The organism is Microbacterium sp. RD1, from assembly GCF_052220165.1.
In the GTDB taxonomy this organism is placed as follows: Bacteria; Actinomycetota; Actinomycetes; order Actinomycetales; family Microbacteriaceae; genus Microbacterium.
Genome location: NZ_JBQPOL010000001.1, coordinates 90,568 through 108,103, shown reverse-complemented (window position 1 = coordinate 108,103; position 17,536 = coordinate 90,568). Strand labels below are relative to the sequence as shown.

Here is a 17,536-nt window from a genome sequence, read left to right as displayed (position 1 = left end):
ACCGGACAGGATCCGTTGGCGACAGAGAACGATCACGGAACGAGCAGTGCAGATCGGTGTCGCCGACCGGGGATGGCACGACGAGCCGTGAGAGACGGGAATCCTCTCGCGGCTCTTCTGGATGATGCGCTCGACGCGTAGGCCCGCTACGGGTGGCCCGAGGTCAGCATCCAGCGCAAGGAGAGCAATGACGGAGCAGGAACCAGACAAGAGGACATTCGATGTCCTGGTGATCGGATCCGGAGCGGCGGGCAGCATCGCTGTCAAAGAGCTGACCGAGCGCGGGCTGGAGGTTCTGCTTCTGGAGGCCGGGCGCGATATCACGGAGGCGGATTTCGTCCCGCAGCCCGAAACCGCCCCGGCGGCGATGAGCATCGGACTCGGCGGTCGGCTTCGAGCGGCGCTCGCCGGGCAGCCCGTGCAGTCCCGGCGAGCCATGTTCAAGGCTGAGGGCAGCCCGTTCCTCGTCAATGACCTGCAGCAGCCCTACGCCACCGAAGGCGGCGACTTCCTCTGGATACGGGGCCGCCAGCTCGGTGGGCGACTGCACTCCTATGGCCGCATGCTGCTGCGCTCTTCGGACCACGACTTCAAGGCGGCGAGTCTCGACGGCCATGGTGACGACTGGCCGATCTCGTACGCGGATGTCGAGCCCTACTACGACCGGGTCGAGGAGTTCCTCGGAATCTATGGCACGAGCGAGCACATCGACAACCTCCCCGACGGCAAGTACCGGGGGCCGTCACTGCTCACCACGGCTGAGACGGAGTTCCGCGACACGGTCGAGGCGCGCTGGCCCGATCGCCGCGTCGTGCCGTGGCGCTATGCCGCGCCCAATCTGCACCGTGTGCCCCTCGGCATCGTCGCCGCTCGTGCCACCGGCCGCCTGACCACGCGCACCGATGCCGTCGTCACCCGGATCACGGTCGACCCCGCCACGGGCCGCGCGGACGGTGCCGTGTACGTCGACCGCCTCACGCGCGCCGAGCACCGGGTGCGGGCCGACGTCGTCATGCTCTGCGCCTCGACCATCGAGTCGGTACGGCTCCTGCTCAACTCCGGTTCATCAAGGCACCCGGACGGTCTCGCGAACTCCTCGGGACTCGTCGGGCGCTACTTCATGGACCAGACCCCGAGCCTCCTGTTCGGGGACGACCCCGCACACCCCGGCTTCGAGACCATCGATCCGGCCCCGGCCGACCCGTACTACGCGCCCACGGGCGGCGTCTACATTCCGCGCTTCTCCAACCTCGACGGGGTCATCGACCCGGGGTTCGCGCGCGGCTGGGCCGTGCAGGGCACGGTCGGGCGCCTTCCGGTTCCGGATGGGCATCCGGGCACTGTCGGTCTCATGGCCTTCGGTGAGATGCTCGCCTACCGCGACAACCGCGTGAGCCTGCACACGTGGCGCAAGGATGCGTGGGGCGTACCCATTCCGCGCATCCGCCTCGCGGTGACGGACAACGAGCGGGCCCTCATGCGCGCCCAGGTGAGCGGCCTGCGCGAGATGGCGGAGGCCAACGGCTACTCCGTCAACTTCGCCGGCTCGTCGCTGGGCCTGGACTCCAGGAAGGTGTGGCCGGACGCCGACCCGATCAGCCGTGCGATCTTCGTGCTCGCGTTCAAGAAGAGCCTCGCCATGGGCGCGGCGATCCACGAGTGCGGAGGGGCTCGCATGGGCTCAGACCCGGCAACCTCCGTCCTCAACGAGCACAACCAGGCATGGGACGTCCCGAACCTCTTCATCACGGATGCCAGCAGCTACGTGTCCAACGGTGCCGTCGGGCCGACCCTGACGATCATGGCGCTGACCGCGCGCGCGTGCGAGTTCATCGCGCGCGAGCACTCGACCGGGAGCATCTGATGTTCGACAACTTCCTCATTCGCAGCGACAGTCTTCGCAACGACGTGCGCGAGGGCGAGATCGTGGGTTTCCAGCTGGCAGTGCGCAACGCCAACTACCGGGGCGTGTTCCTCTCTCTCCACAACGGCTACTTCCTGGAGGTCGACGGGACGATCTATCCCGTGTCCTCTCAGACGTTCGAGATCAATGGTCGGGAGCCGCGCTCATTCGAGGAGATCAAGACGGCTGTGTGGGAGCACTGGAACTACGACGACGAGGGCGTGCTGCACATCGCCGCCCCCGGGGGTCTCGCAAGCGGGGCGCACACCGTGCGGCTGCAGCAGTCCGTCCTTGCGGCATACGGATACTTGCCCACGGACGAAGAGTGGGTGAAGAACCCGCCCGTCCCCGGAAGTGGCGCCGGGTCGGACAAGACGCCCCAGATCATGAGCTACCCCATGGTGCTGACGGAGATCGAGGAGGCGCGATGAGCATTCGACGTGGTGTGTCGCTCTACAGCTACCAGCAGAGCCAGTTCTTCAAGGAGCTCGACCTCGAGGCCCAGATCGCCGAGGTGGGACTCCACATCGACGGCGCCGACGGCATCGAGATCGTGGACGAGATGTCGCTGCGGTATCCGGACCCCGGACCCGAGTTCGAACGGCGCTGGTTCGGCTGGATGGAGACCTACGGAACGCGCCCGGTGGCGATGGACGTCGGCATGGACGTGCTGCAGTTCCGGGACCACGTGATGAGCATCGAGGAATGCGCGGAGCGCCTCGTCCGCGACATCCGACTGGCGCACCGACTCGGGTTCTCGATCGTGCGGACTCTCTCGGTGGCGCCGATCGAGGTGATGGCGCTCGCTCTGCCCGTCGCCGAGGAACTCGACATCCGGCTGGGCAAGGAGATCCATCAGCCCATGGTGCTCGAGGGGCAGGCAGTGAGCGAGATCCTCGACCTCGCAGAGCGCACCGGAAGCCGCCATGTCGGGATCGTCCCCGACCTCGGCATCTTCCAGTTTCGTGCGTCAGAGGTGCAGCTCGCCTGGTTCGGGCGGCGCGGTGCGCAGCAGGAGTCGCAGGACGCCTCTGTGGAGCTCGCTCTCGCTCTGCGGGATGGCACGGCGCCGTTCTCGCACGTCGACATGACCCGGCAGACCGCCGGCAACGTGCGATCGGACTTCGCCCGCTATCTCAGGACCGGTCAGTCGACCGACGAGATGACAGACGTGTTCCGTGGCGTCCGGGAGTGGACGGACGCACGGGTGGCCGATCCGCAGGAGCTCGATTACGTCATGGTGGCCGAGGCTCTCACCCTCAGCCACACCTCGGCGGCGCGGCTCCGGGAGCTCGTACCGTACGTCACGCACATCCACGGCAAGTTCAACAACATGTCGGAGGTCCCCGGTTCTCCCGGTCACTACCACGAGGCGTCCATCGACTACCCCCTGGTCATCGACGCCCTCGTCTCCGGCGGGTTCGACGGGTACATCGACTCCGAGTACGAGGGCCAGCGGTACTTCCAGGACCGAGGAGTGGCCGACCTCCAGAGCGAGGTGGAGCAGGTCCGCCGGCACCAGTCGATGCTCGCGGAGCTGATCGAGAATGCATCCGTGTCTCATTAAACAGGACACCTATCTTGACAAATGATCCACCCGCCATAACACTTACTGCAGATCACGCATCACCACAAAGGAGTCTGATGAGTTCCGACAACGCCTCTTCCTACGGAGCAGGACGCACAGCCTTGGTTACCGGCGGCGGTTCCGGCATGGGGCGAGCGACCGCTCTCGCCTTCCTCGAGGCGGGCTACGACGTGGTCGTCGCCGACGTCAACAGCGAAGCCGCTGCGGCAACGGCGGCTCTGGCCGAGTCCCGCACAGGCGCCGCGCACGTTGTCCAGGTGGACGTGCGCGACCGTCAGAGCGTCCGCGCCATGGTGGAGGGCGCCGTCGAGGCCCTCGGCTCTCTCGATGTGGCCATCAACTTCGCGGGCATCACGGGTGCCGGCACGATGATCGTCGACACGACCGAAGAGCACGTGCGCTCGATCGTCGACGTGAACCTGCTCGGGGTATGGCACAGCATGTCGGAGGAGATCGGCGCGATGCTCACCGCGGGCGCCCCGGGTCTGGTCATCAACGCCGCCTCGGCGATGGCGCTGCGCGCCGCCCCTCGCTCCGCGGCCTACGCGATGGCAAAGGCCGCTGTCGTCCACATGTCGCGGTCTGCCGCTCTCGAATACGCGCCGCAGGGCATCCGGGTTGTCGCACTGTGCCCCGGCCCGGTCAACACGCCCATGTACCAGTCGAACAGCGAGGCGGTGCGCCAGAAGATCGCGGCAGGCGTGCCGCTCGGCCGCCCGGCCGAGTCCGACGAGATCGCGCGCGCCGTCCTGTGGCTGGCTTCCCCGGACGCCTCCTACATGACGGGAAACACGTTCTCCCTCGACGGTGGCGACGCCGCCTGACCGTCACCTCGACCGACGTCCTCCGATCAGGACGGACGGTTAGGACACCGTCAGTCACACCCGACCGCCAGCGGTCTTGCCATCACACACAATCACAACAGGAAGTAGGAGAGTCATGAAGCGGACGATGTTGTCCATCGGCAGTGCCCTCGCCGCCGTTGCCCTGCTCGCCGGATGCGCAAGCGGCGCCGCCGACGACGGTGAGGTCGAGCTCCAGATGACCTGGCAGGCCGGACAGGAAGCGGCGGTCGACCCGGTCATCGAGGCCTTCGAGAAGGCCAACCCCGGCATCACCATCAAGGTGCAGTACCTCCCCGTCGACACCTACGGTCAGGTCGTGCAGACGCGGTTCCAGAGCGGGAACGGTCCCGACGTGGTGTGGGGCTCGCCGGGCACGGGGAACCCCAACGCCCTCGGCCTCCTCGAGGCGCAGGACAACCTCGTGGACCTCTCCGACCAGGAGTTCGCCGGCGACGTGCCCGACATCGCGGGCCTCCGCAACGGCGACGTGCTGTACGGCGTGCCCGTCGGCGTGTTCCCCATCGGCATGGCTGTCAACACCGCAGCCCTCGAGGCCTCCGGCACGACCGTGCCGAAGACCTTCGACGAGCTCCTCGAGCAGTGCCGTATCGCTGCGAGCAACGGCTACTCGTTCGTCTCGATCGCCGGTCAGGGCAGCGGCCTCGGCTCGCTCTTCCTCGCCACGCTCGCCTCGCAGTGGGTTCTCGAGAAGAACCCCGACTGGATCGACCAGAGGCTGGCGGGCGAGACCACGATCGTCGGCACCCCCGAGTGGGAGACCACGATGGACCGTTACGTGGAGATGAAGGATGCCGGCTGCTACCCCGAAGGCGCGGCCTCGATCGACACGGGTCAGCAGATCGCCGATCTCTCGTCGGGCAAGTCGGTGACGGGAGTCGTGCCCGCGGACGCGATCGTGCAGATCGCCTCTTCCGCACCGGATGCGAAGTTCGAGATGTACCCGTTCCCCGGTGACACCGAGGACTCCACCCGCCTCCCGATCTCGTTCGGCCAGGGCATCGGCGTGAACAAGGCGAGCAAGCACGTCGACGAGGCAGAGAAGTTCCTGGCCTTCCTGCAAGAGCCGGAGAACAGCAAGCTCCTCGCCGACGGCCTCGGCGCCGCCTCGCTGAACGACTTCAACGACGGGAAGCTGTCGGGCATCATCGCCTCACTGTCCGACGTCATCTCCTCGGGCCAGACGGTGGCGTACATGCCACTCCAGTTCCCGAACCCCGAAGTGCTGACGGTCCTCGGCAATGACGTCACCGGCCTGCTGACGGGGCAGACGTCGAAGGACGATGCGCTGATCAACCTCGACAAGGCGTGGGACAAGACCGAATAGTGGTCGAACTCCGCAGCACACCAACAGGTTTCGCGGGGGCCGCCCAGGCTCCCGCGAAACCGCTCCCCGAGAGTCGGAAGATGGACGTGAAGAACCCGCCGGTCAAGCCTCGGCGAGAGCGCAGTGCGCAGAAACTGCGACGGTCTGCGCGCGTCCCGTGGGGGTGGGCGTTTCCCGCTCTCCTCCTCGTGGTGGCGATCGTGTACGCCGCCGACCTTGCGGGCGCCTGGTATTCCCTCACCGACTGGACCGGTTCCACCTCGGGGGCCAACTGGGTCGGGATCGCGAATTTCAGCTCCATCATCCAGGACGAGATGGCCCGCACTGCGCTCCTGCACACCCTGCTCATCGCCGCCGTCTTCGTCGTGCTCTCCAACGCCATCGGCATGGCGTTGGCCGTGGGGCTCGCCCGAACGCTGAAGACTCGAAATCTGCTTCGCTCGATGTTCTTCCTCCCCGTCGCGATGAGTCCGCTCGCGGTGTCGTACATCTGGAAGTACATCCTTCAATACAACGGCCCGTTGAACGGGGTGCTGGGATGGCTCGGGCTCACCCCGGCCCAGCAGGACTGGCTCGGCTCCCCGACGTTCGCGATCTGGGCCATCATCGTCGTGCTGATCTGGCAGTTCTCCGGCCTGACCATGGTGTTCTACCTCGCCGGCCTCCAGACGATCCCCGTCGAGATCGACGAGGCATCGGCACTGGACGGGGCGTCGGCGTGGTACCGATTCTGGAAGGTGACCCTGCCGCTTCTCGCGCCGTCGGTCACCGTCTCGCTCACCTTCACCCTCGTGCTCGGGCTGCGGGTGTTCGACCAGGTCATGGCGCTCACGGCCGGCGGCCCGGTCGGCGCCACCGAGACACTGGCCACCCAGGTGTACAAGCAGACGTTCGTCAACGGCCAGTTCGGCTACGGCGCCGCACTCTCCGTCGTGCTCACGATCCTCGTCGCCCTGATCGGCTTCGCGCAGCTCGTCGTTCTGCGCCGTCGGGAAAGGAGCGTGTAATGTTCCAGTACAACGGCCGGAGCCTCATCCGCGAGATCGTCTTCATCCTGATCGCCCTGCTGTGGTGGCTCCCCTTCTATATCCTCGGCGTCAACTCGCTGGCCCCCGCGACCTCGGTCGGCGGCACGGGCCTCGCGGTGCCGGACGACCCCGGCTTCGAGTCTTACGCCCAGGCCTGGGAGGGCAACGGGAACGGAACCCTCGGGGCAGCGCTGCTCAACAGCATCGTGATCGCGGGCGGAAGTGTCATCTGCTTGCTCGTCATCGGCTCGCTCGCCGCCTACGTGCTCTCGCGTCGGCCGGGCAAGCTGAGCGGTGCTCTGTACGCGCTCTTCGTGCTGGGCATCATCCTCCCGTACCAGTTGGGCGTCGTGCCGCTCTACGCGGCGTTCCGCGGGCTCGGCCTGGTGGGCAACTACGCGGGGATGATCCTGCTCTACACCGGGCTCCTCATGCCGTTCTCCGTGTTCCTCTACACCGGGTTCATCCGGGCGCTGCCGCGTGACTACGAGGAGGCTGCCTCGGTGGACGGAGCGGGGCACCTGCGGACCTTCGTGCAGGTCGTCTTCCCGCTCCTGAGGCCCATCACGGCGACGGTCGCCATCCTCACGGGGCTCATCGTGTGGAACGACTTCTTCACGCAGCTCGTCTTCGTCGGAGGCTCGGCGAACGAGACGCTCCCCGTCGCCGTCTACTCGGCGGTGGGTGCATACGCCACGCAGTGGAGCGTGGTGTTCGCGGCCGTGGTGATCGCCGTCATCCCCGTGCTCTTCGCGTACTTCTTCTCGCAGCGACACCTCATCCGCGGCTTCACCGGCGGGACGAAGGGGTAGTTGTCGTGTTCTCTCCAACGAAAGGTCTCATTCCATGACGAACGTCATCGGCCGCGTCTTCGTGGGTGGCTATCCCTCCGGCCCGACGCGCACGGAGGTGCCTGGCGCCATCCACACGCTCGATCTGCGCGACGACGGTACCCTCGCGATCACCGGCGTCGCGGGGGAGGGCATGGAGGCGACTGCCGTCGCGCTCTCCGCGGATGGCACGCGACTGTACTCGGTCGACGAGCGGCGCAATGACGGTCGAGGGCCGGTGGGACGCCCCGCGAAGCTGTTCGCCTTCGCGGTCGACGCCGCCGACGGCTCGCTGAGCGAGCTTTCGCAGCAGCGCACGTTCGCGGCCTTTCCGACCTACGTCTCGGTGGACCCGCTCGGGGAGTTCGTGGTCACGGCGAGCCACGGCAGCTTCGAACACGTCGAGCATGTCGTCGAGGTCGACGGCGGCTGGGTCGTGGAGAACCTGTACGACGACTCGGCGATCTGCCTCTTCCCGATCACTGCTGACGGTGGCACCGAGGCGCCCTGCGACGTCTATGTCATGCGTAACCACAGCGTCGACCCCGGCCCCTCGCCCCAGGCGAAGGGTCACGCGCAGGCGAGTTCGCACGCGCACTCCGCCCTGTTCGACCCCTCCGGCCAGTACGTTCTCGTCGGCGACAAGGGTGCGGACGAGATCCATGTCCTCCGCCTCGACCGCGAGGCGCGTCGCCTGCGCCCGACGCAGGTGCTGCACACCCCTCCCGTCACGGCACCGCGGCACCCCGCGTTCCACCCCGACGGCCGGTTCGTCTTCATGACGGACGAGCTCGCCTCCGGCGTCTCCACCTACGAGTTCGACCCTGCGGCCGGGATGCTGCGCCACCTCTCGTCGACGAAGTCGACATCGCCGGACTTCGCCGGTCGCAACGAGCCTGCAGACATCGCCGTGCATCCGAATGGCGGTTTCGTCTTCGTGAACAACCGCGGCGAGGACTCCGTCGTGTCTTTCTCGGTGGACGCCTCCTCCGGCGAGCTCACCTTCGTCGACGCGGTCCCCGTCTCCCCGACCAAAGACCCCGGTTTCGCCGCGCGCACCGTGCATTTCGCGGCGTCGGGACGCTACCTGCTCGTGGGTGACCGGCCCGCCGACCGCGTGCTCATTATCGACGTCGACCCCGAGACGGGGCGGCTGTCGATAGTCGGAGAGGCGACGGTTCCCGGCGCCGCCGCGATCGCCAGCGTCGTCGTGGGTGCCTGAGTGTTCGAGGACAAGCTCGTCACCGGCCTTCGTCTCGCCCCGGGCGGCGCGGCCGACCCCGCGCTGAGGATACAACTGCGCTTGCCGTGGTACCGCGCCCTCCCACTCGCGTGCGTGGAGAAGCTCGAGGTGTCGCTCGACGGCGAACCTCTGGCGGAGTCGGGTCTCACGGTCGTGATGAACGGGGCGCGGTACGGCATCGACGAGTTCCCCAGCCTCCGCGAGGTCTGGTGGTTCGTGCTCGACGTGCTCGAGCTCGAATTCGCGCCCGGCAGGGTCGTCGCGCCCGGCCGACATCGCGTTGCCGCCTCTCTCGGCCTGCTCGTGCCCTACGGCGACGGAGACTGGCGGCCACAGCTCGCGATCCGTCAGCTCGCCGTGGATGAGAAGGACCTCGTGCTCACCGGGAAGGACGACTGACGATGGCCGCCATGAACCTCGGGGTCACCCTCCACAGCTTCGGCATGGAGTACTACACCTACCGGTACACGATGGAGGACTGCATCGCCGCGGTCGGCTCCCTCGCGCCCGGCGCGGGCGTCGAGCTCGTCGCACCCCAGATGATCCGCGGCTTCCCCGACCTGCCGGACGAGTTCGAGCACCGGTTCCGCCGGGCCGTCGACAGATACGGCGTCACGCCCACCGCCTACGGCGGCTACGGCGACGCGCAGCGCGGGGAGGGCGCGTGGGCGCCGCGGTCGGAGCAACTCGACTACCTTCAGCGGCAGATCCGAGCCGCTCGACGTCTCGGCTTCCCGCTCATCCGGGTTCAGCCGAGCGAGGTGGTGCTCGGCGAGCTGGTTCCGTTCGCGGAGAAGCATGATGTGCGCATGGTGATCGAGATCCACTCGCCGATGTCGATCGAGACGATCGATCCTCTGATCGAACGGGTCGAGGCGGTCGATTCCCCCTATCTCGGCTTCGCACCTGATCTGGGGATGTTCAGCCGCACCGTCGCCGACGTGGCGGTCAACGGCTACATCTCGCGCGGTGTGCCGCGCGAGCTCGCCGACCTCGTCGTGCAGCGCTGGCACGAGAGCACCCCCGAGGCCGCCGTGGTCGCCGAGGTCAGGGCCGCCGGCGGTGACGAGCTCGCCCAGCAGTTCGCGAGCGAGTCCACGCTGTTCTGGGGCCATTCCGAGCCCGCGGCTCTGCACCGGATGCTCCCGCTCATCCGTCACGTGCACGGCAAGTTCTATAACGCCGATGCCGACGGCGTGGACTCCGCCGTGCGATTCGCCGAGGTGATCGACGTGCTCGTCGGCGGCGGATACGACGGCTCCATCTCCTTCGAATACGACGGCTTCCTGTGGAATCCGGACGACTCCGCGCTCGACCAGCTCCGGCGAATCCACGCGGCGACCCTCACGCAACTGGACTCGGCGGAAGGCTAGACCATGGCGACAAACCCCTCGCGCACCGATCGCATCAAGGTCGGGGTGATCGGCTGCGGCGCCTTCGCCCAGCTCATGCACCTTCGTGTTCTCGCGGACCTCGACGAGTTCGAGCTCGTCGCGCTGAGCGACAGCTCCGCCCAGGTGGTGACCGCGCTCGGCGAGCGCTACAACGTGCCCGGGCGGTACACCACCGTCGAGGAGCTGCTCGATCATCCCGGTCTGGATGCCGTGCTCATTGCGAACCGCGACCACACCTTCGCGGTCGCCGCCGCCCTGGACAAGGGCAAGCACGTGCTCGTCGAGAAGCCCTTGTGCCTCGACCCCGCGGAGGGGCGTGACCTCGTCGAGCGCGCCGACGCCGCGGGCGTCGTCGCCATGGTCGGCTACATGAAGAGGTACGACTGGGGGTTCCACGAGCTCCTGCGGCGCCTGCCCGACATCGGGGAGCCCCGGCTGGTGCGTGTGCACGACTTCAAGAGCGAGTTCCACATCCCGTGGACGCTCTACGACCTGGTGCGCCGTGACGACGTGCCGGTCGCCGAGAAGGACGCCGAGATGGCCCGGATGCGCGCGAGCATGTCCAGCGCGGTCGGTGACGGCGGCAACGTCGATCTGTACCGCATCCTCTTGTTCTTCGCGAGCCACGACCTCAACGTCATGCGCGGCATGTTCGGCGAGCCCCACGCGATCGATGCGGTGCGCGTGACCGGCAACGACACCCTGGTCGCCATGCTCGACTACGGCCACCGCGGGCCGGCGTTGCTGGAGCTTTCGGCAGCCACCGACCTCGGTTGGTTCGAGGAGGAGATCACGGTGGCGGGCGCAACCGACATGCTGAGTCTGCGATTCCCTCATCCGTACGTGCACTACGGCCAGGCCGAGCTCGCGCTGCGCTCCCACGACGGCACCGCCACCCAGGAGCGGCGGATCCTGGGGCCCTACGACGACGGGTTCCGTCGCACGTGGCGGCACTTCGGCTCCTACATCCGCGACGGGGGCACGCCCATCACGAGCTTCCGCGACGGACTCGCCGACCTGGAGCTGGCGGTCGAGCTGACCCGGCGCGGATCGGCATGAGCGGGGACCAGATCGCGCTGGTCTCGGCGGACGGCGAGACAAGCGCGACGTTCATTCCGGAATCGAACCTGGTGTGCTCGACCCTGCGGCACGAGGGCGCGGACTGGCTCGATCCGGTGCGGGCCGCCGAAGCTCTCGTGACCGGCAAGGACTACGGCATCTCGCTCGTTCATCCATGGGCTGGCCGCCTCGCGCGGTGGGGATACACCGCCGGTCGCGAAGTGGTGCTCTCCGAGGACGATCCGCAGATCCCGCATGACAAGTGGGACAGGCCGATCCACGGCGTCTGGGACCGGCTGTTGCGCTGGACTGTCGACTCGACCTCGATCTCGCGCCTCGAGGCGAGTCTCGCGTGGGACGACGAGCACCTGCTCTCGGTCTTCCCCTATCCGCATCGGCTCTCCGTCGTCGCGGAAGTGTTCGGGGGCGGCCTCCGCATCGAGACGCGCCTGCGGCCGACCTCGGACGTCCCGGTGCCGGTGACCTTCGGTTATCACGCGTTCCTGCGCATACCGGACTCGTCGCGCGAGACGTGGACGCTCCTGCTCGACGCGAGCGAGCGACTCCTGCTCGACGACGACCTCATACCGAACGGGAGGTCCGAGCGGCTGGTGGAGTCGACGTATGCACTGGGCGAGCGCGATGTGGATGACGACATCGGAGGTTTGGCCGCACCTGCGGTCCTCGCCGTCTCGGATGGCGACCGACGTGTCTCGGTGGACCTCGAAGCGGGATTCTCCGTCGCCCACGTGTGGGCGCCGGCGGGCCGCAATCTTGTGTCCTTCGAGCCGATGACCGCCCCCGCGAACGCGCTGAACAGCGGGGAAGGTCTGCGAATGGTCGAGCCGGGCGGAACCTTCACGTCTGGCGTCGTCGTGCGGTTGTCCTGACCTCGCGCCGGAATCGTGGCTCGAGGAGCGACGGCTCAGACCGTGACGACCAGCTTGCCGAGATGCCCGCCCCGCATCGAGTCGATGAAGACCGCGTCCAGACGGTCGAACCCGGTCTCGACGGTCTCGAGCCCGATGAGGTCGCCCGTCGCCAGGAGGGGGGCGAGTTCCGTGGCGCACGCGTCGGCCTCTCCGAAGTGATCGATGGCGATGAAGCCGCGCATCGTGACCCGTTTCGTGAGGAGGTAGCCGAAGTTCCGCGGACCCGCGGGTCGCGTGTCGGCGTTATAACCGGAGTTCAGGCCGCACAGCGCGATCCGGGCATGGTTGTTGAGCCGGTCGATCACCGCCTCGAAGACAGGTCCGCCCACGTTCTCGAAGTCGACATCGATCCCGTCGGGGGTGAGCTCCGCGAGCTGCTCCTGCCAGTCGTCCGCGCGGTAGTCGACGGCGCCGTGCAGCCCGAGCTCATCGGTGATCCTGCGCGCTCGCTCTTCGCCCCCTGCCACCCCGATGACACGGGCGCCGGCGATGCGTGCGAGCTGCGCCGCGACGGATCCGACGGCGCCGGTGACCCCCGATACGACGACCGTCTCGCCAGCCCGCGGCGCAGCGATCTGCTGCATGCCCACCCATGCCGTGAGACCCGTCAGCCCCAGTACGCCCAAACGTGCTGTCGAGTCGTCGGGGACGATCTCCCACCCGGCCGCATCGTCGACGACGAATCGGTCCCTCCAGCCGACGAACCCCCGGACGATCGCGCCCTGTGCGATGCGGTCGGATCGGGACTCCACGACGCGCGCGAGACCCAGCGCTCTCACCGGTTCGCCGATGCCGACCGGGGGCAGATAGCTCGGCCGATCATCGAGCCAGCCTCGCATGGCCGGGTCGATGCTGACGTGGCGGGTCTCCAGGAGCAGGCCCCCGGGCGGCACCGCGGGGACGTGGGCATCCACCCGTTCGAAATCACCCGCGGTGGGAAACCCGTGGGGCCGCCTTGCGAGCACGATCGCCTTCGCCATGTCGGTTCCTCTCACCCCTCACTCATTCGGTCAACAGTGCGATGGCCTCGGCGACGCACACAGGTTTGGCCATACCTTCCGCTTCGAACTGCTGATCGATCGTGACCTCGGCCGTTGATCCGGTGCGCAGCGTGACCGACGCGAGTCGTGCGCGCAACCGCACCCGCCGCCCAGCAGGTAGCGCCGCGGGGAACCGGACTTTGCCGTAGCCGTAGTTGATCGCGTGGGTGAATCCCTCGGTGGAGAGCAGGTCGGTCATCAGGCCGGGGCCCAATGACAGCAGCAGCAGGCCGTGCGCTATCGTGCTGCCGAAGGGGCCGGATGAGGCGCGCGACTGATCGATGTGGATCCACTGGTGGTCACCTGTGACAGCCGCGAACGCATCGATGCGCTCCTGGGGCACCTCGGTCCACGGCGACACACCGAGCTCCTGCCCCGCTCGCGCCATCACCTCGTCCATCCGGGTGGCGCCCGGTCGTCCGGGCGCCATCACGCCGCCCCCGAGATGCCGCCGTCGACCGGTATGACGGCGCCGGTCACGTACGCGCCTGCCTGTGCCGACAGATACAGCGCGGTGCCGACGATGTCCTGCGGCACGCCGATCCGTCCGAGGGGAACGTGGGCCTTCAACTCGGCCGCCGCCCGCGGGTCGATCAGAACGTGCGCGATCATCTTGGTGTCGAACGGACCCGGCGCGATCGCGTTGACGGTGACGTGATCCTTCGCGAGTTCGGCGGCGAGCTGCCGGGTCAGGTGGTGGATGGCGGCTTTGCTCGCCGCGTAGGAGTAGTTCGCGGACGCCGAGACCGTGAGCCCGTCGACGGATCCCATATTGATGACCCGGGCGGGCGCCGCGGGTGTCGCGCCGCGCACGAGCATCGGCAGCAGGCGCTGGGTCAGCATGAAGGGGGCGGTCACGTTCGTCGCGAGAACCTTCGTGAAGCCGCCCTCGGGGAACTCTCCGAGAGCCGCGCCCCAGGTCGCGCCCGCGTTGTTGATCAGCACATCGACCCTGTCCGCGCGTGCTGCGGCAGCCGCAGCGACCGCCTCGATGCCGGTCGCCGTCGTCAGATCCGCCGCCTGCGCCCACGCGTCTCCGAGCGGTTCCAGCTCTCGAAGCGCGTCGCTACACGCTTCGACTTTGCGAGAGGTGATCAGCACGCGCGCGCCTCGCTCCACGAACCCTCGCGCGAGCATCAGCCCGATCCCGCGGGTGCCTCCCGTGACGACCACGGTCTTGCCGCGCACGTCGAAGAGCGAGGCGGGGTCGACCGTGGAAACGGTGCCGTCGGGTTCATTCATCGGTGACTCCTCGTCATCATCCGGTCGTGTCTGTCGTCTTCCCGCGGGAGCGGCGTGGCCCGGTAGGCCTCGTCGATCTGCGCGCGGTACTTCTCGGCGATGGGCCCGCGACGCATCTTCAAGGTGGCCGTCAGCTCTCCCCCGCCGACAGTCCACGGTGCCGCCAGGACGGCGTACTGACGCACGTGCTCGGCTCGGGAGAGCCGGGAGTTGGCAGCCCTTACCGCGACATCGATGCGTCGACGTGTCTCCGTGATCCCGACGGCCTCCGCGTCGAAGGCGGGGACGATCAGCGCGATGTTGTACGGTCGCGCGTCGCCGACCACCATGGTCTGCTCGACGTCCGGCGAGGAGAGCAGGGCCGCCTCGATCTGCACGGGCGACATGTTCTCGCCGCCGCTGCTGATGATCATCTCCTTCTTGCGGCCGATGATCCTGAGCCGGCCGTCGTCGGTCCAGGCTCCGGTGTCGCCGGTGTGGAACCATCCGTCCGCGTCGAAGGCCGCTGCCGTCGCGTCGGGGTCACCGCGGTACCCACGGGCGAGGTGCGGACCTCGCACGAGGATCTCGTCGTCGGAGGCGAGGCGGACGCGCGTGTTCGGCAGCGGTCGCCCGACGTCGCCTAGGGACCAGTCTCCGGGAGCCATGACCGTGGCCACCGCGACGGTCTCGCTGAGGCCCCAGAGGTCGTGCAGCGGGAGCCCCACGGCAGCGAAGAATCGGTGCACGCCCTCGTCCAGAGGCGCCGACCCGGTGATACACCAGCCCACCGCGTCGAGGCCGACGGATCGAAGGAACGGGTGGGCGACGCGGGCCAGATCCTCATCGGGCGTGAAGGGCTCGGATGCTGCGACCTGTTCCACGCGCGCCACCAGGGCGTGCCCGTTCTCGCTCGCGGCCATGTCGGAGAGCAGACGCGCGCGAAGGCCGGTCCAGATCCGGGGAACCGAGGTGAAGAACGTCGGCCGCACCCGCGCGAGCGAATCGAACACCCTCATCGGATCCCCGATGTCGGTGACCGTCGAGCCGGAGATCATCGGGATGTACAGCCCGACGACGCGGTCGACGATGTGAGCGTGCGGGAGGTAGGAGATTGTCCGGCCGCTGCTGAAGGAGAAGATCGCGTCCAGGGACGACACCACGAAGAGGATGGCCCGATGCGTCAGCTCCACGCCCTTCGGGGCGCCCGTGGTGCCGGAGGTGTAGATGATGGTGGCGACATCGTCGGGGTCGCTGGGGGCGGGTGGGAGCGGCGTCTGGCCTGCGGTCAATGTCCCGACGGTGTGCTCGTCGACGGCGATGAGGTGAACCCCTTCCGGAACAGCCTCGATGTAGTGGGAGACGAGCGTCTCGTCGATGACGAGGAGCCGAGCGCCGGAACGCTCGACGAGAGCCACGTTCTGCTCGACCGACGAGGACATGAAGAGCGAGAAGGGGATGGCTCCGCACCACAGCGCGGCAGCGTCGATGAGCTGCCACTCGGGGCGGTTGGGCAGGAGCAGCGCGATCTGGTCGCCGCGGTCGATCCCGGATGCGGACAGCCGTGCGGCGAGCCGCTGGACGATGTCCAGGAATTCGCGCCACGAGAGCTCGACGGATCCGTCGACGGTCCGCAGCGCCGGCCGGTCGGGAAACTTCGCCGCGGAGGCCGCAAGGGCCGCGGTGAGGGTTCGGGGAGATGGCGCCATCGCACTTCCTCGTGTTGGTAGGGCTACTGCGCACGACGCTACGAGCACCCGGCGGTGCCGCACAGGGCGCAACGAGCCACCTTTCGGTGGCGCCATCTCCTACCGCAGCTCGAGGTCGAGTCCTCTGGCAAGCTCCGTGGCGACGCGCAACGAGAAGTCCGACGGGTCGATCCTCCCTCCCAGCACGGCCTCCGCGCGTTCGAGTCGTTTGACGACTGTATTGACGTGGACGTGCAGCCGTCTGGCCGCACGGGTCGGGCTGCCCAGTTCGTGCAGCCAGACCGCGAGCGTCTCGAGCACGTGCGAGTGACGGTCCTCGAGGAGACTTCCGAGGCGCTCGCGCGCGAACGCGCGCGCCAGGTCGGCGTTCTGGCTCAGCAAGGACAAGGTGCCGGTCTGCGCATAGGTCATCGCCCGACCGGTCGGGCGCTCCCGGAGCAGATGGGAGACACGCCGAACCTCCTCCGCTTCGCCGTGGCTCACCCGGAAGCCGGAGGTGCCGGCGTGCGGATTGCCGACGGCAACGTTGATGTCCGCGGGCAGCGTCAGGCCCGCGAGGCGGGCTATGGCGTCGGCGTCGGTGCTGGAGAACCACCCGCGGACGACCCGCTGCTCCATGGGCGCGGCGAGGGTCTGCCACGCGCGGGCCTCGGCGCTCAACTGGGCGACGACCCGGTTGAGCTCAGGCAGCACGGCGTTGCCGCTCCACACGATGAAGCTCACGTGGTTCGCGGACAGGCGGTAGCCGGATGCCGACTCCACCTCCGCCTCCGAGATGTCGCCGCGCAGGGCGGCGCTCACGAGGTCCGAGATCTTGACGGCATCCCGGCGGTGCATAAGGTCGCGCTCCGCCGAGTACGACTCGACAGCGAGCGGCAGGGTCACACCGAGATAGCGGAAGATCCGGTCGAACGTGATCTCGAACGCGTCGGCACGTTCGCTGTCGGTGATGCGCCGCCCCACCCGCATCGAATCCGCGAAGGCCTTCCACAGGGCGCGGGCCCCCGCATCGTACGCTGCGACGAGCTGAGACAGATCGACGCCCTCCTGCGCGAGCTGCCGTGCCCACCGGGCTGCGGGCGCGGGGAGGAGGAAAGCGCTGCCCCCCGTCCCCGGCAGGCGAGCCTCGCGGATCATCGGCAGATGCGAGGCGAGAGCCTGACGCAGCGAACCTGCGTCGTTCGGCCCGTGTCCGATCACGGTCGGAGCGGAAGCGGCGACCGCCTCGAACATCGAGTCAGTGATCAGGTCTCCGTCGCGCGCGAGCCACTCCAGGAATGGGCGCAGAGCGGCCTCTTCCGCGGGCATCGCCGTCGATTCCACACGAGGGAGCATATCTCCCGCCTGGAATCGCCTTCATGTGGCCACACGCCAGCATCCGTTGGTGCATCAGCCCATT

The 17,536-nt window shown here is 68.0% G+C and carries 17 protein-coding genes; 12 read left to right on the top strand and 5 right to left on the bottom strand.

Annotation, left to right across the window (positions count from 1 at the left end):
• Nucleotides 1-187: 187 nt before the first annotated feature.
• The 12 genes from ACTU3I_RS00490 to ACTU3I_RS00435 all read left to right on the top strand — a co-directional run bounded on the left by ACTU3I_RS00490 (nucleotide 188) and on the right by ACTU3I_RS00435 (nucleotide 12,125).
• The gene (locus ACTU3I_RS00490; RefSeq protein ID WP_442923636.1) at nucleotides 188-1,864 is read left to right on the top strand and encodes a GMC oxidoreductase; all 1,677 of its coding nucleotides are present in this window, start codon (nucleotides 188-190) and stop codon (nucleotides 1,862-1,864) included.
• Nucleotides 1,864-2,334 carry a C-glycoside deglycosidase beta subunit domain-containing protein gene (locus ACTU3I_RS00485; protein WP_442923635.1) on the top strand — a complete coding sequence of 157 codons (471 nt, stop codon included), beginning with the start codon at nucleotides 1,864-1,866 and terminating at the stop codon, nucleotides 2,332-2,334. Before ACTU3I_RS00490 ends, ACTU3I_RS00485 begins: the two co-directional genes overlap by 1 nt.
• A complete protein-coding gene (locus ACTU3I_RS00480; protein WP_442923634.1) occupies nucleotides 2,331-3,470 on the top strand; it encodes a sugar phosphate isomerase/epimerase family protein in 1,140 nt (379 codons plus the stop codon). Before ACTU3I_RS00485 ends, ACTU3I_RS00480 begins: the two co-directional genes overlap by 4 nt.
• Nucleotides 3,471-3,547: 77 nt before the next feature.
• A complete protein-coding gene (locus ACTU3I_RS00475; RefSeq protein ID WP_442923633.1) occupies nucleotides 3,548-4,315 on the top strand; it encodes an SDR family NAD(P)-dependent oxidoreductase in 768 nt (255 codons plus the stop codon).
• A 115-nt stretch (nucleotides 4,316-4,430) separates the two neighbouring features.
• Nucleotides 4,431-5,681, top strand: coding sequence for an ABC transporter substrate-binding protein (locus ACTU3I_RS00470; RefSeq protein WP_442923632.1), 1,251 nt, complete (start codon nucleotides 4,431-4,433; stop codon nucleotides 5,679-5,681).
• A gap of 80 nt (nucleotides 5,682-5,761) precedes the next feature.
• Nucleotides 5,762-6,688: a carbohydrate ABC transporter permease gene (locus ACTU3I_RS00465; RefSeq protein ID WP_442923631.1), complete on the top strand. Its 927-nt coding sequence runs from the start codon at nucleotides 5,762-5,764 to the stop codon at nucleotides 6,686-6,688.
• A complete protein-coding gene (locus tag ACTU3I_RS00460) occupies nucleotides 6,688-7,521 on the top strand; it encodes a carbohydrate ABC transporter permease (RefSeq protein WP_442923629.1) in 834 nt (277 codons plus the stop codon). Before ACTU3I_RS00465 ends, ACTU3I_RS00460 begins: the two co-directional genes overlap by 1 nt.
• A 34-nt stretch (nucleotides 7,522-7,555) precedes the next feature.
• On the top strand, nucleotides 7,556-8,761 hold the full coding sequence (locus ACTU3I_RS00455; RefSeq protein WP_442923628.1) for a lactonase family protein: 1,206 nt from the start codon (nucleotides 7,556-7,558) through the stop codon (nucleotides 8,759-8,761).
• Nucleotides 8,762-9,181 (top strand): C-glycoside deglycosidase beta subunit domain-containing protein, encoded by a 420-nt coding sequence (locus ACTU3I_RS00450; RefSeq protein ID WP_442923627.1) that lies wholly within the window; start codon nucleotides 8,762-8,764, stop codon nucleotides 9,179-9,181.
• Nucleotides 9,182-9,183: 2 nt separating this feature from the next.
• Nucleotides 9,184-10,155, top strand: coding sequence for a sugar phosphate isomerase/epimerase family protein (locus tag ACTU3I_RS00445; RefSeq protein WP_442923626.1), 972 nt, complete (start codon nucleotides 9,184-9,186; stop codon nucleotides 10,153-10,155).
• Between the two features lie 3 nt (nucleotides 10,156-10,158).
• Nucleotides 10,159-11,235: a Gfo/Idh/MocA family oxidoreductase gene (locus ACTU3I_RS00440; protein ID WP_442923625.1), complete on the top strand. Its 1,077-nt coding sequence runs from the start codon at nucleotides 10,159-10,161 to the stop codon at nucleotides 11,233-11,235.
• Nucleotides 11,232-12,125: an aldose 1-epimerase gene (locus ACTU3I_RS00435; protein ID WP_442923624.1), complete on the top strand. Its 894-nt coding sequence runs from the start codon at nucleotides 11,232-11,234 to the stop codon at nucleotides 12,123-12,125. The genes ACTU3I_RS00440 and ACTU3I_RS00435 overlap by 4 nt, the downstream gene beginning before the upstream one ends.
• Nucleotides 12,126-12,160: 35 nt before the next feature.
• Here ACTU3I_RS00435 and ACTU3I_RS00430 read toward each other — a convergent pair whose 3' ends face one another.
• From ACTU3I_RS00430 to ACTU3I_RS00410, 5 genes are all read right to left on the bottom strand, one after another.
• Entirely contained in the window at nucleotides 12,161-13,147 is a 987-nt protein-coding gene (locus ACTU3I_RS00430; RefSeq protein WP_442923623.1) for an NADP-dependent oxidoreductase, read from the bottom strand.
• Between the two features lie 22 nt (nucleotides 13,148-13,169).
• Nucleotides 13,170-13,607 (bottom strand): MaoC family dehydratase, encoded by a 438-nt coding sequence (locus ACTU3I_RS00425; protein ID WP_442923622.1) that lies wholly within the window; start codon nucleotides 13,605-13,607, stop codon nucleotides 13,170-13,172.
• A gap of 29 nt (nucleotides 13,608-13,636) precedes the next feature.
• Nucleotides 13,637-14,449 carry an SDR family oxidoreductase gene (locus ACTU3I_RS00420; protein ID WP_442923621.1) on the bottom strand — a complete coding sequence of 271 codons (813 nt, stop codon included), beginning with the start codon at nucleotides 14,447-14,449 and terminating at the stop codon, nucleotides 13,637-13,639.
• Entirely contained in the window at nucleotides 14,446-16,137 is a 1,692-nt protein-coding gene (locus tag ACTU3I_RS00415; protein ID WP_442923620.1) for an AMP-dependent synthetase/ligase, read from the bottom strand. The genes ACTU3I_RS00420 and ACTU3I_RS00415 overlap by 4 nt, the downstream gene beginning before the upstream one ends.
• A gap of 99 nt (nucleotides 16,138-16,236) precedes the next feature.
• The gene (locus ACTU3I_RS00410; protein WP_442923619.1) at nucleotides 16,237-17,460 is read right to left on the bottom strand and encodes a PucR family transcriptional regulator; all 1,224 of its coding nucleotides are present in this window, start codon (nucleotides 17,458-17,460) and stop codon (nucleotides 16,237-16,239) included.
• Nucleotides 17,461-17,536: the final 76 nt, after the last annotated feature.